Annotated in this window: 15 protein-coding genes; 12 read left to right on the forward strand and 3 right to left on the reverse strand. The window is 65.3% G+C overall.

Annotation, left to right across the window (positions count from 1 at the left end; all coding sequences use genetic code 11):
- Window positions 1–37 precede the first annotated feature (37 nt).
- Window positions 38–1,327, forward strand: coding sequence for a phosphopyruvate hydratase (eno, locus tag AC1DXK_RS11775; RefSeq protein WP_457107191.1), 1,290 nt, complete (start codon window positions 38–40; stop codon window positions 1,325–1,327).
- A 113-nt stretch (window positions 1,328–1,440) separates the two neighbouring features.
- Window positions 1,441–1,728 (forward strand): DUF3574 domain-containing protein, encoded by a 288-nt coding sequence (locus AC1DXK_RS11780; RefSeq protein ID WP_477297843.1) that lies wholly within the window; start codon window positions 1,441–1,443, stop codon window positions 1,726–1,728.
- Here AC1DXK_RS11780 and AC1DXK_RS11785 read toward each other — a convergent pair.
- Complete coding sequence (locus AC1DXK_RS11785) at window positions 1,704–2,951, reverse strand: adenylate/guanylate cyclase domain-containing protein (protein ID WP_457107190.1); 1,248 nt, start codon at window positions 2,949–2,951, stop codon at window positions 1,704–1,706. The genes AC1DXK_RS11780 and AC1DXK_RS11785 overlap by 25 nt on opposite strands.
- A 95-nt stretch (window positions 2,952–3,046) precedes the next feature.
- On the opposite strand from AC1DXK_RS11785, the gene AC1DXK_RS11790 reads away from it, so the two are divergent.
- The 9 genes from AC1DXK_RS11790 (at window position 3,047) to lpdA (ending at window position 11,153) form a co-directional block, all read left to right on the forward strand.
- Window positions 3,047–3,358 carry an FtsB family cell division protein gene (locus AC1DXK_RS11790; protein WP_457107189.1) on the forward strand — a complete coding sequence of 104 codons (312 nt, stop codon included), beginning with the start codon at window positions 3,047–3,049 and terminating at the stop codon, window positions 3,356–3,358.
- A 137-nt stretch (window positions 3,359–3,495) separates the two neighbouring features.
- Complete coding sequence (gene pdhA / locus AC1DXK_RS11795; protein WP_457107188.1) at window positions 3,496–4,569, forward strand: pyruvate dehydrogenase (acetyl-transferring) E1 component subunit alpha; 1,074 nt, start codon at window positions 3,496–3,498, stop codon at window positions 4,567–4,569.
- 56 nt (window positions 4,570–4,625) lie between these two features.
- Window positions 4,626–6,068, forward strand: coding sequence for a pyruvate dehydrogenase complex E1 component subunit beta (locus AC1DXK_RS11800; RefSeq protein WP_457107187.1), 1,443 nt, complete (start codon window positions 4,626–4,628; stop codon window positions 6,066–6,068).
- 72 nt (window positions 6,069–6,140) lie between these two features.
- The gene (locus AC1DXK_RS11805; protein WP_457107186.1) at window positions 6,141–6,428 is read left to right on the forward strand and encodes a DUF5076 domain-containing protein; all 288 of its coding nucleotides are present in this window, start codon (window positions 6,141–6,143) and stop codon (window positions 6,426–6,428) included.
- A gap of 15 nt (window positions 6,429–6,443) precedes the next feature.
- Complete coding sequence (locus AC1DXK_RS11810) at window positions 6,444–7,037, forward strand: Uma2 family endonuclease (RefSeq protein ID WP_457107185.1); 594 nt, start codon at window positions 6,444–6,446, stop codon at window positions 7,035–7,037.
- A gap of 4 nt (window positions 7,038–7,041) precedes the next feature.
- Window positions 7,042–8,445 (forward strand): pyruvate dehydrogenase complex dihydrolipoamide acetyltransferase, encoded by a 1,404-nt coding sequence (locus AC1DXK_RS11815; protein WP_477297832.1) that lies wholly within the window; start codon window positions 7,042–7,044, stop codon window positions 8,443–8,445.
- A 41-nt stretch (window positions 8,446–8,486) separates the two neighbouring features.
- Window positions 8,487–9,119: a DUF5343 domain-containing protein gene (locus tag AC1DXK_RS11820; RefSeq protein ID WP_477297834.1), complete on the forward strand. Its 633-nt coding sequence runs from the start codon at window positions 8,487–8,489 to the stop codon at window positions 9,117–9,119.
- Window positions 9,120–9,701, forward strand: a complete 582-nt coding sequence (locus AC1DXK_RS11825; protein WP_477297836.1) for a hypothetical protein — start codon at window positions 9,120–9,122, stop codon at window positions 9,699–9,701. It begins immediately after the preceding gene.
- A gap of 12 nt (window positions 9,702–9,713) precedes the next feature.
- Window positions 9,714–11,153 (forward strand): dihydrolipoyl dehydrogenase, encoded by a 1,440-nt coding sequence (gene lpdA, locus AC1DXK_RS11830; protein WP_457105591.1) that lies wholly within the window; start codon window positions 9,714–9,716, stop codon window positions 11,151–11,153.
- A 236-nt stretch (window positions 11,154–11,389) separates the two neighbouring features.
- On the opposite strand, the gene AC1DXK_RS11835 is transcribed toward lpdA, so the two are convergent.
- Window positions 11,390–11,890 carry an MgtC/SapB family protein gene (locus AC1DXK_RS11835; RefSeq protein WP_457105590.1) on the reverse strand — a complete coding sequence of 167 codons (501 nt, stop codon included), beginning with the start codon at window positions 11,888–11,890 and terminating at the stop codon, window positions 11,390–11,392.
- Between the two features lie 25 nt (window positions 11,891–11,915).
- The gene (locus tag AC1DXK_RS11840) at window positions 11,916–12,494 is read right to left on the reverse strand and encodes a histidine phosphatase family protein (RefSeq protein WP_477297838.1); all 579 of its coding nucleotides are present in this window, start codon (window positions 12,492–12,494) and stop codon (window positions 11,916–11,918) included.
- A 176-nt stretch (window positions 12,495–12,670) separates the two neighbouring features.
- Between AC1DXK_RS11840 and AC1DXK_RS11845 the strand changes: the two genes are divergently transcribed.
- The coding region (locus tag AC1DXK_RS11845; protein WP_477297840.1) for an ABC transporter substrate binding protein at window positions 12,671–13,215 on the forward strand (545 nt) is incomplete at its 3' end.

The raw sequence follows: 13,215 nt of genomic DNA on the forward strand, positions 1-13,215 counted from the left end.
CGGTCGCCGACCCGCGGCCCCCGCAAGAGGACCTTCCATGACCGCGATCACCAATATCAGCGCCCGCGAGATCCTCGACAGCCGCGGCAACCCCACGGTCGAGGTCGACGTCATCCTTGAGGACGGCTCCTTCGGCCGCGCCGCGGTCCCCTCGGGCGCGTCCACGGGCGCCCACGAGGCGGTGGAGCTGCGCGACGGCGACAAGAACCGCTTCCTCGGCAAGGGCGTGCTGAAGGCGGTCGAGGCGGCACAGACCGAGATCCTGGATGCGATCGGCGGCATGGAGGCCGAGGATCAGGTCGCGGTCGACGAGGCGATGATCGAACTCGACGGCACCCCCAACAAGGCCCGCCTCGGCGCGAACGCCATCCTGGGCGTCTCGCTGGCGGTGGCCAAGGCCGCGGCCGAGGCCTCGGGGCTGCCGCTCTACCGCTATGTCGGCGGCGTGCAGGGCCGGGTCCTGCCGGTTCCGATGATGAACATCATCAACGGCGGGGCGCATGCCGACAACCCGATCGACTTCCAGGAATTCATGATCATGCCGGTGGGCGCCGATTCGCTCGCCGAGGCCGTGCGCATGGGCTCCGAGGTGTTCCACACCCTCAAGGGCAAGCTGAAGAAGGCCGGCCACAACACCAATGTCGGCGACGAGGGCGGTTTCGCCCCGAACCTGCCGTCCGCCGAGGCCGCCCTCGACTTCGTGATGGACGCGATCAGCGCCGCCGGCTTCAAGCCCGGCCAGGACATGGCGCTCGCCCTCGACTGCGCCGCCACCGAGTTCTTCAAGGACGGCGCCTACGCGTACGAGGGCGAGGGCAAGACCCGCACCATCGAGGCGCAGGTCGACTACCTCGCCCAGCTCGTGGCCACCTACCCGATCGTCTCGATCGAGGACGGCATGTCGGAGGACGACTGGGCCGGCTGGAAGATGCTGACCGACAAGATCGGCGAACGCTGCCAGCTCGTGGGCGACGACCTGTTCGTCACCAACGTCGAGCGCCTGTCCCGCGGCATCGCGGAGGGCACGGCCAACTCGATCCTGATCAAGGTCAACCAGATCGGCTCGCTCACCGAGACCCTGGCGGCCGTCGATATGGCCCAGCGCGCCGGCTACACCGCGGTGATGTCGCACCGCTCGGGCGAGACCGAGGATTCGACCATCGCGGACCTCGCGGTCGCCACCAATTGCGGGCAGATCAAGACCGGCTCGCTCGCCCGCTCGGATAGACTGGCCAAGTACAACCAGCTGATCCGGATCGAGGAGGGCCTGGGCTCGCAGGCGCGCTATGCCGGCGCGGCGGCGCTCAAGCAGCTCGCCCGCCGCTGATCCGGCGGCTCCTGCTGGCCGTCCTGCTCGTCCTCGGAGCGGCCGGTTCGACACGGGCGGATCCGCTTTGCGCGGGCGCCCGCCCGGCGCTCTCCGCGCAGCTGCTGTTCGGCCTGTCGCGGCCGGATGGCGGCCGCGTCCCGCAGGCGGCCTTCGACCGCTTCCTGGCCGAGCGGGTCACCCCGCGCTTCCCGGACGGGCTGACGGTCTTCTCCGGGCAGGGCCAATGGCGGGGGCCAGACGGGCGGCGCGTTCACGAGCCGGCCCGCATCGTCCTGATCGTCACGGATGCGACGCCCGAGGCGGTGGCGGCGCTGCGCACCATCCAGGAGGCGTATCGGAGCCGGTTCGCGCAGAGCGCGGTCGGGCTGGTGCTTCAGCGGAGCTGCGCGCTGTTCTGAGCGTGCCGGTCCGCGCCTCCTCCGGTGGACGTGGCGTCCGACAGGTCCGTCGGCAGGGTCCAGACCCGCATCGGCCGCGACAGGCCCCGCAACTCGATCGTCCCGACGGGTTCGAGCCGCCGCGCACAGCGTTCGGCGAAGGCATCCGAGACCAGGAGCGCATGGCCGAGGGCCGCACACTGGGACTCGATCCGGCTCGCCTCGTTGACCGCCCGCCCGATGATGGTGAAGTCGAGGCGCCGCTCGGTCCCGACATTGCCGTAGATCACCGTCCCGAAATGCACGACGCATTCGGCCGCGAGTTCGGGCAATCCCGCGTCGCGGCGGCGGGCATTGAGCGCCCCGTTGGCGGCGAGCGCGTCGGTGGCGGCAGCCAAGGCGCTGCCGCAGACCGGACAGGGCAGGGTGTCGGCATCCGGGACCGGAAAGATCGCCAGGAACCCGTCTCCGAGGAATTTCAGGATCTCGCCGCCGTGCCGTGCCACCGGGTCGCCGAGAGCGTCGAAATGCTCGTTGAGCCACGTGACCATGTCGGCCGGGTCCGTCCGGTCGGCGAGGGCCGTGAAGCCGCGCAGATCCGTCAGCAGGATGGCCGCTGGCACGGCGCGGCCCTCGCCCCGCCGGATCTGACCGTCGAGGACGCGCTCGGCGGTGGAACGGCCGAGATAGGTGGCCGACACCTCACGCAGGGTGTGGGCGAAGCTGATCTTGGCCAATGCCAGCGTCAGGTACGGCAGGACGCCGGCGATGGCGGACAGATCGGCGTCCGTGAAGCCGGCGGCGACGCGGGTGCAGAACGAGACCGCGATACCGCGCAACGCGGTGCCAGGGGCGAACTCGACGATATGGAGCGCGTAGTCGACGCCGCCCTGCGCCCCGAGGGCCTGCAGCACCGGAAAATCCGCTTGCCGCTCGGGCACGTCGAGACGCCACCGGCCGAAGGTCTCGCCCTTCTCCACCAGCGCGTAGACCGGGCTCAGGAGCCAGTCGCTCTCCTCGACGGCGCCGTGGGGACTGAGCACGAACGAGATCCCCTCGCCCGCATGCCAGTTCAGGCTGACGCCTCGCAGCGTCGGGTCGAGGGCCGGAGCCATGACGCTGACACGCCAGAGGGGGATGCCGGCGTCGGCGAGCGCCTCGCAAAATCGGGCCAGCAGGGTGTCGTGGTCGTCGGTCGCCGTGGCGTGCTCGGCGATCCAGCGGCTCAGATCCGTCATGTCCATGTGTCAAGCTGGCCCTTCGCTCGCTCCGGACGCGCGACCCGGTCATGCCGCGCGATCGAGAGGATCCATTAACCTTTCCGCGCGAGGGTCGCGCCATGGTTGTGCGCCGCCGAGTCAGAATGGTCGTGTTGCCGCTGGGTCTCTGGACCCTGTCGGCGCTCGTGGTCGGCTATTTCGTGTGGCAGGCCGAGAGCGGCAACCGCGGCCTCGAAGCCAAGAAAGCGCTGAAGATCCGCGCCTACGGACTCAGCCAGGAACTCGCCGCCGTGCGGGCCGAGCGCACCACCTGGGAGCACCGCGTGACGCTCCTCAAGAGCGATCAGATCGACCGCGACCTGCTGGAGGAACGGGCGCGGATCGTTCTGGGCCGCGTCCACGCCAACGACGTGGTCATCATCACGCCGTGAAGGTTCCGGCGGCGTATTCCCCAGTCCCGAAAGCCTTCTGACAAGACCGGCTTCCTGTCAGAGCGGCAGCCCTCGCTTTCCAACCGTCGCTGTCCTACACCCCCACCACGTCGCGTGGAATCACGGGGAGAGCGCCGATGGACGCCGCCAAGGAGCCTGCCAAGGACGCTTCGTCCACGGAACCGCAGGCCGCGAGCCCTCAGGCCGCCGAGGCGCACAAGCCGGCGCCGAACATGCCGCAATTCACCCGGGACGAGGATCTCCACGCCTATCACGAGATGCTGCTGATCCGGCGCTTCGAGGAGAAGGCCGGCCAGCTCTACGGCATGGGCCTGATCGGCGGGTTCTGCCACCTCTATATCGGCCAGGAAGCCGTGGTGATCGGCATGCAGATGGCCTCGGTCGAGGGCGACCAGGTCATCACCGGCTACCGCGACCACGGCCACATGCTGGCCTGCGGCATGGATCCGAAGGGCGTGATGGCCGAGCTGACCGGCCGCCGCGGCGGCTACAGCCGCGGCAAGGGCGGCTCGATGCACATGTTCAGCCGCGAGAAGCAGTTCTTCGGCGGCCACGGCATCGTCGGCGCGCAGGTCTCGCTGGGCACCGGCCTCGCCTTCGCGGACCATTACCGGGAGAACGGCAAGGTCAGCCTGACCTACATGGGCGACGGCGCCGCCAACCAGGGCCAAGTCTACGAGAGCTTCAACATGGCGGCGCTGTGGAAGCTGCCGGTGGTCTACGTCATCGAGAACAACCGCTACGCCATGGGCACCTCGGTGGCCCGTGCCTCGGCGCAGACCGACTTCTCGAAGCGCGGCCTCTCGTTCGGCATCCCGGGCGAGCAGGTCGACGGCATGGACGTGCGCACGGTGCGCGAGGCCGCCACGCGGGCGATCGAGCACGCCCGCACGGGCCAGGGTCCCTACATCCTGGAGATGCAGACCTATCGCTACCGCGGCCACTCGATGTCCGACCCGGCCAAGTACCGGACCAAGGACGAAGTCTCGAAGATGCGCGACGAGCACGACCCGATCGAGATGGTCCGGAAGCGTCTGCTCGAGCTGCACGGAGTGCCGGAGGCGGATCTGAAGGCCACCGACGCGAAGGTCCGCGAGACCGTGAACGCCTCGGCCGAGTTCGCCACCAACGATCCCGAGCCGGATCCGTCCGAGCTGTGGACCGACATCCTTCTGGACGCGCACGCCTGAGCGCGGACGAGACCGCTGGCCGCCCCCCTACCGAATAAACGACCGCAGAGCTGAGCATGGCGACCGACATCCTGATGCCCGCCCTCTCGCCCACCATGGAGGAGGGCAAGCTCGCCAAGTGGCTGAAGAAGGAGGGCGATCCGATCAAGTCCGGCGACGTGTTGGCCGAGATCGAGACCGACAAGGCCACCATGGAGGTAGAGGCCATCGACGAGGGCATCCTTGCCAAGATCTTGATCGCCGAGGGCACCGAGGGCGTCGCGGTCAACACGCCGATCGCCGTGATCGCGGGCGAGGGCGAGGATCCGGCGAGCGTCCAGTCCGGCGGCGGCGCGAAGCCGAACGGCGCGGGCGGTCATCCGGCGCCGACCCCCGACATGCAGGCCGAGGGCATGGCCGACAAGGCCGCGCCCGCAGCCAAGACCGGCGACGACGCCCCGAAGGCGCCGGCGGCCCCGGCCGTCGTCACCAACAAGGCCGACGAGCCGGTGATGGAGGAGTTCCCGGCAGGCACGCCGATGGTCACCACCACCGTGCGCGAGGCCCTGCGCGACGCCATGGCGGAGGAGATGCGGCGCGACTGCGACGTGTTCGTGATGGGTGAAGAGGTCGCCGAATATCAGGGCGCCTACAAGATCACCCAGAACCTCCTCCAGGAGTTCGGCGCCAAGCGCGTGGTCGACACGCCCATCACCGAGCACGGCTTCGCGGGAATCGGCGTCGGCGCGGCGCTCGCAGGCCTGAAGCCGATCATYGAGTTCATGACCTTCAACTTCGCCATGCAGGCGATCGATCACATCATCAATTCGGCGGCCAAGACCCTGTACATGTCCGGCGGCCAGCTCGGCTGCCCGATCGTGTTCCGCGGACCCAACGGCGCGGCCGCCCGGGTCGGCGCGCAGCACAGCCACGACTACGCCGCGTGGTACTCCAACGTCCCGGGCCTGAAGGTGATCGCGCCCTACACGGCCTCGGACGCCAAGGGCCTGCTCAAGGCCGCGATCCGCGACCCGAACCCGGTGATCTTCCTCGAGAACGAGATCCTGTACGGGCAGTCCTTCCCGGTGCCGCAGCTCGACGATTTCGTGCTGCCGATCGGCAAGGCGCGGATCCACCGGCCCGGCACGGACGTGACCATCGTGTCGTTCTCGATCGGCATGACCTACGCGCTCAAGGCCGCGCAGGTGCTCGCCGAGCAAGGCATCGAGGCCGAGGTCATCGACCTGCGCACGATCCGCCCGATGGATTCCGAGACGGTGGTCAAGTCGGTGAAGAAGACCGGCCGCTGCATCACCGTGGAGGAGGGCTTCCCGCAATCCGGCATCGGCGCCGAGATCGTGGCCCGCCTGATGGTCGACGCGTTCGACTACCTCGACGCGCCGGTCCTGCGCATCACCGGCAAGGACGTGCCGATGCCCTACGCGGCGAACCTCGAGAAGCTGGCGCTGCCGAACGTGGCGGAGGTCGTCGAGGCGGCCAAGAGCGTCTGCTACAAGTGACCGGCGCGTGGCCGGGATCCGTGATCCCGGCTTCGTCCCGGCAAGGGGGGTCCAAGGAACAGCCGGCGCGCCATGAGCCAAGATTCCAGCAGCGACTTCGCCGAACTCGCTATCCCGCCCGACGCCCTGGAACAGGGCGGCGTCGAGGTGCTGCGCGCAGCCGTGGTCGATGGCGCGGTCAGCATCGCGCTCCGCCGCTCCTTCGACGACCCGGCGACGTGGGGCCGGCTCCTGGCCGACCTCGCCCGGCAGGCCGCCCGCGCCTACGCGCTGGAGACCGACATGTCGGAGGAAGACGCGGTCGAACGCATCCGTGCCGGGTGGGAAGCCGAGGGGCTCGACCCCGGCGGCCTCAACTAGCGATGGTGTTTGACCATGGCTGAGGCGGCCGTCCGGCAGGCGACCTACGCGGATCTGGAGACGGTCCCCGAGTATCTCGTCGCCGAGATCATCGACGGGGTGCTCGAGACGCATCCGCGGCCACGGCCCCGACACGCGATGGCGGCATCCGATCTATCAACCTTGCTGGGCACCCCGTTCCGCTATGGGCGCGGCGGACCCGGCGGCTGGATCTTCATGGTCGAGCCGGAACTTCACCTCGGCGCTCACGTCGTCGTACCCGATCTGGCCGCTTGGCGCCGCGAGCGGGTGCCGACCGATTTCGAAGCCGCCTTCATCGAGATCGCCCCGGACTGGGCCTGCGAGATCCTCTCGCCGGCGACGATCCGCCTCGACCGCGGTCGCAAGCGCCGCATCTACGGGGAGGCCGGGATCAGTCACCTCTGGCTGCTCGATCCGAGTGCCGGTGTGCTGGAAGGTTTCGCCCTCGCGGACGGGCGCTGGGTGCTCCTCGCCACGATCCAGCGCGGCGAGACCGTAGAGCTGCCGCCCTTCGACGCCGTTCCATTCCCCCTCGACGACCTCTTCCCCTTCGACGATCCGGCCGCCCCGGCCTTGCCCGAGACCTGATGCCATGCCGATCAACGTGCTGATGCCCGCGCTCTCCCCGACCATGGAGAAGGGCAACCTCGCCAAGTGGCTCAAGAAGGAAGGCGACCCGATCAAGTCCGGCGACGTGCTGGCCGAGATCGAGACCGACAAGGCCACCATGGAGGTGGAGGCCATCGACGAGGGCGTGCTGGCCAAGATCCTCGTGCCGGAGGGCACCGCGGACGTGCCGGTCAACGACCTGATCGCCATCATCGCCGCCGAGGGCGAGGACGTGGCGGCGGCCGCCGCAGGCGGAGCGCCGAAGGCGGCCTCCAACGGTGCGGCCAACCCGGAGCCGAAGGCCGAGCCGTCAGCCGCCGCGCAGAACACCACGCCCGGCGGCGGGCACATGGCGTACGAGCGGGTAAACGCCGCGCCGGAGGGCGCGCAGCCGGGCGGCACATCACAGGCCGCATCCGGCAGCCGGGTCTTCGCCTCCCCGCTCGCCCGGCGGATCGCCAAGCAGGAGGGCGTGGAACTCGGCGCCGTCCAGGGCAGCGGCCCGCATGGCCGCATCATCGCCCGCGACGTCCAGGCCGCGAAGGCCTCAGGAGCCACCAAGGCGCCCGCGCCCCAGGCCGCAGCCGAGGCACCCAAGGCCGCGCCCGCCCCAAAGGTCGCCCCCGCGGGCGGCGCGCCGGCCGGGCTCACGACCGATCAGGTCAAGGGCTTCTTCGCCAAGGATGCTTACGAGGAAGTGCCGCTCGACGGCATGCGCAAGACCATCGCCAAGCGCCTCACCGAGGCGATGCAGGTCGCCCCGCACTTCTACCTGACGGTGGATTGCGAACTCGACGCGCTGATGAAGCTGCGCGAGACGCTGAACGGCTCGGCCGGCAAGGACAAGGACGGCAAGCCCGCCTTCAAGCTCTCGGTCAACGACTTCGTCATCAAGGCGATGGGCCTCGCGCTGACCCGGGTGCCGGCCGCCAACGCGGTCTGGGCCGAGGACCGGATCCTGCGCTTCAAGAACGCCGAGGTCGGCGTCGCGGTGGCGATCGACGGCGGGCTGTTCACCCCGGTGATCCGCCGGGCGAACGAGAAGACGCTCTCGACCATCTCCAACGAGATGAAGGAYYTSGCCRSCCGCGCCCGCGCCAAGAAGCTGAAGCCCGARGARTAYCAGGGCGGCRYCACSKCGGTGTCGAACCTCGGCATGTTCGGSATCAAGCACTTCACCGCGGTGATCAACCCGCCGCAATCGAGCATCCTGGCGGTGGGCGCGGGCGAGAAGCGCGTCGTCGTGAAGGACGGGGCACCGGCGGTGGTCCAGGTGATGACCGCCACCCTGTCGTGCGACCACCGCGTCCTCGACGGGGCGCTCGGCGCAGAGCTGGTCTCGGCCTTCAAGGGGCTGATCGAGAACCCGATGGGCATGCTGGTGTAATATGCAAAGCGGCAAACAACTCTGATCGAGGGGAACCTCTTTTGTCGAACGACCTGCCTTATGTCCTGGGAAATGCGAGGCTGCCCCTTTTATTCGATAAGATTACTSGGGCGGCCAAACCCGAGAAGTTTTCCCAGGATTTTCTAGAAAAATTGGGTTTTTCGAGCTCAAACGATAGATCATTCCCGCGCCTCTTGCGCTTCTTAGGATTTTTAGACGAGAATTTTCGGCCTAACACGAAGTACGATTTACTCAAGGACGGCAGCCGCTCTAAGCAAGTTCTGGCAGAGCAAATCCGCGAGTCTTACAATGAACTCTTTTCCATCAACACCGAAATAAACAAGGCGCCAGACCAAGAGATTAGGGGCGCCATAGCACGAATTACGGGCAAAGATGAGACAAACGTCAATCGTACTGCGTCAACGTTCAAAACACTTTGCGGTATAGCAGATTTCCAGCACAATTTGGCTCCTGCACGTCCAGCCAGCAATTCCGCAGACGAAATTTCCTCGAAGGATGATTCATTCAAAAGCACTAACGCATCAACTCCATTCCATGTCGGACATCGGAGATCTGAGTTTCACTATAATATTCAAATACACCTTCCGGCAACAACAGAGATCGGGGTCTATCAAGCCATATTCAAGAGCCTCAAAGAGACATTGGATATATAAATGAATTCATATATGCCAAACTTAAAAAGGTTCGTTTTTGACGGAATGCTCGCAAAAGATCGCCTTGCGAGTTTAGCAGCCGACGGCATCCAGATTGATGTCGTCACTGAGTCTAGTGTGGTCCAGCGCGCGGAGATGCTATCTTTTCCATTACGCATTTTGACTGATGCGGGGCGAATGGCATCAGTTTTTACACTGTTTTTTTGCGTTGAAAATTCTGCGCGTGAATTGGTGACACAGAGGCTGGCCGAAAGAAGCGGAGAGAGTTGGTGGTCAACCCAAGTTCCTAAAAAGATTCAGGAGCATGTAGATCGTCTCCGATCATCGGAGGCAGTCCATCGATACCACACCCCAAGATCATCAGAATTAATCGGTTACACCACCTTCGGCCAAATCGAACAAATTATAATAAATTGCTGGGATGAGTTCTCAGACTTATTCCCTAATCAAGCCTGGGTAAGTTCAAGATTTAAAGATCTTGAAATGTCCAGAAATATTATTATGCACACCGGAATATTGTCAGAATTTGAGATTGATCGTGTCGAAAACTTAGCCCGCGATTGGGTCCGACAGGTAGGCTGAAGAGGAAAAATTATGTCCGACACCTACGACGTCCTCATCATCGGCGCCGGGCCTGGCGGCTACGTCACGGCGATCCGCGCGGCGCAGCTCGGCTTCAAGACCGCCGTGGTCGATCGCGAGCATCTCGGCGGCATCTGCCTGAACTGGGGCTGCATCCCCACCAAGGCGCTGCTGCGCTCGGCCGAGATCTACCACTACTTCCAGCACGCGGGCGATTACGGACTGACGGCGGAAAAGGTCGGGTTCGACACCGCCGCGATCGTGAAACGCTCCCGCGGCGTCTCGGGCCGGCTCAACGGCGGCGTCGGCATGCTGCTCAAGAAGAACAAGGTCGACGTGATCTGGGGCGAGGCCTCGGTCGACAGCGCGGCCCAGGGCAACCAGCCCGGGCAGGTTACCGTGAAGGAGACCACGCGCGCTGAGGCGCCGAAGGGCGCCAAGGGGGCCGGCACCTACCAGGCCAAGCACATCATCGTGGCGACCGGTGCGCGTCCTCGTGCGATCCCCGGGATCGAGCCCGACAAGAAGCTGATCTGGACCTACTACGAGGCTATGGTCCCCGAGGCGATGCCCAAGAGCCTGCTGGTGATGGGCTCGGGCGCGATCGGCATCGAGTTCGCCTCGTTCTACCGCACCATGGGCGCCGAGGTGACCGTGGTGGAGCTGCTGCCGCAGATCCTGCCCGTGGAGGATGCCGAGATCGCCGGCCTCGCCCGCAAGCGGTTCGAGAAGCAGGGCATCAAGATCCTCACCGGCGCCAAGGTCACGAAGGTCGAGAAGGGTGCCGACTCCGTCACCGCCACCGTCGAGGGTGGCGACGGCAAGACCCAGCAGATCACGGCCGAGAAGCTGATCTCGGCGGTAGGCGTGGTCGGCAACATCGAGGGCATCGGCCTCGAGAAGCTCGGCGTGAAGATCGACCGCGGGATCGTGGTGACGGACGGGCTCGGCCGCACCAACGTACCCGGCCTCTACGCCATCGGCGACGTCGCCGGCCCGCCGATGCTTGCCCACAAGGCCGAGCACGAGGGCGTCATCTGCATCGAGACCATCAAGGGCCTGCACACGCACCCGATGGACAAGGCCAAGATCCCGGGCTGCACATACTGCCAGCCGCAGATCGCCAGCGTCGGGCTCACCGAGGCCAAGGCCAAGGAGCAGGGCTTCTCGGTCAAGGTCGGCCGGTTCCCCTTCGCGGGCAACGGCAAGGCAATCGCGCTGGGCGAGCCGGACGGTCTGATCAAGACCGTGTTCGATGCCAAGACCGGCCAGTTGCTCGGTGCCCACATGGTCGGCGCCGAGGTGACCGAGCTGATCCAGGGCTACGTGGTGGCGATGAACCTGGAGAGCACCGAGGAGGAGCTGATGCACACGGTGTTCCCGCACCCGACGCTCAGCGAGATGATGCACGAGAGCGTGCTCGATGCCTACGGCAAGGTCATCCACACGTAGTCTGAAAACTCATTCTTCAACAGAGCCCTACAAGCCTAGGGCGGCCGAAGGGCTACTGTCGAACCGATGCCCCGGGACCCACGATTGGGGAGCATTCCGGGGCATTTTCGCCAGCGGAGTGTGACAGAACCTGTGACAGCGGACGTACCGGAGCCACCAGCATCAACCGCAGATCCGTGCCCGGGCCAAGAAGCCGTGACAGACCGTTTCCGACGGCCTCGTGCTAAAGTCGCAGGCTAATCTGGTGGCGCGCTTCCCTGTTCTGACGCGTCCGCCTTCGGCCCATCGCGCCCGTGCCTCTTCAACCATCGTGCGTCGATGATCCGGTCAATGCGGCCGCCGATCCCAATCAGGAGCAGCAGCAGAATCAGTCCGACCGCGACGGGAAGATAGGCGCCAACCCCGCACGATATCCCGAGCGCGGCCGTTACCCAGATGGCAGCGGCCGTGGTCATACCGTGGACGTGTGATTTGCGCGCACCTTTGACGATGACACCCGCGCCCAGGAAACCGATGCCCGTGACGATGCCCTGAATGGCCCGGCTGGCGTTGGCGTCGACACCTTCGGCCAGGAACCCTGAACCCGCCATCGTTACGAGAGCCGATCCCAGGCCGACCAACCCAAGAGTTCGGACGCCGACCGACTTGGCGTGCATCTCTCGATCAACGCCGACAACCATGCCGGCGACCACTGAAGCGCCAAGACGGAGGCACAGATCAGTCGCGGTCATCATCATCGTCGGCCAACCGCTGTTTCAGCCCTCAAGCTGTGAGAAACGGCGCATCGCTGTCGCCACTCATAAGACGCGGGGACAGTTGGCGGAATGACCATGGCGCGTCCGGCACAGCCCTGTCGAAACGAAGCACCACGTCGAAGCGGTCAGAGTCCCACTTGGTCGGAACGCCCGGGATGCTCTGACTCCCCTTCAAGGCCGGGATCAGGTCCGTCACGATGGCCTTGTGCTCCCAGAAGACGACCACGACTCCGGTGAGCTTCCCTATCTCTTCGGCCAGTTCGCGTTCCTGTGAGACGCCATAATCCGTCTTGAGGGGTATTCCCAAACGTTCAGCAAGGGGTGTCGCGGTTTCGAACGGACGGTGGCTGAACTTGGCCTTCTTCGTCACCGGCTCGGGCTTGGCCGCGCAGATGAGGTTGGGTCTCGGATAGTCGGCGCTGCATCGGTCAGATCCAAACAGCGCAGCCCAAGCCCCGGCCCTCTGCCATCCACGAATCACAAGCGACTTGTCGTCAGTAGTGCCATCGACCGCGGAGCCGTCGCCGGGGAAGCCACCGCCCGGCTTCTCGGCGTGACGGATGAACATGACGGTGAGTGCGGACATGGGCACAGTGTCTCGGTTGCGTGCGACTTGATCGTTGGCCGCTGAAGGGCGCTGAACAACCGGTACGCCATCGGGGCTGTAAGAGCACGACCGGAGTCCACGGGGCGAGGATTTTCAAATCTACAACCCCGTGATTGTATGGGGCATCCTACTCACCGCGACTCGGCGGTCCAGCGATGAAGCGTCGACGGTTTTTGGCTTCTGGTCTCATCTATGTGGGGTATCAGTGCGGCGCTAAAGCTTTTCAAGGCGAGCCTGTCCATAGACTGGCCATCTTACACCCATCAGAACCATTAGAAAAACTAACCATAAAAAATAGCAACCTTGTCGGCAATGCGCTCAAGCATCTCGACAAGCTTGGATATGCCGAAGGAAAGAATCTTGAAATCAGCCGATATTCCGCGATGGGCTCAACAGAGGCGTTGCGCGAACTCGCTGCAACTGTTGTCGCAGCGAATCCTGATGTGATTCTCGCGATTAGCGGCAAGACAGTCTCACGCCTTCGAAAGTTGACCAGCACGATCCCAATTGTTGGCGTGATGAGCGATCCGGTTGCTTACGGACTAGTGACCTCACTTTCACATCCAGGCGGCAACATCACGGGTGCGTCCGTTGATCCAGGGATCRAGATCTGGGTGAAGCGGATGGCGCTTCTCAAAGAAGCCGTGCCGGGCATGTCCAGGGTCTTCTATGTCGCTCCGGATTCCACATGGACGACAGC

It is taken from the genome of Methylobacterium sp. P3_A11 (genome assembly GCF_056403155.1).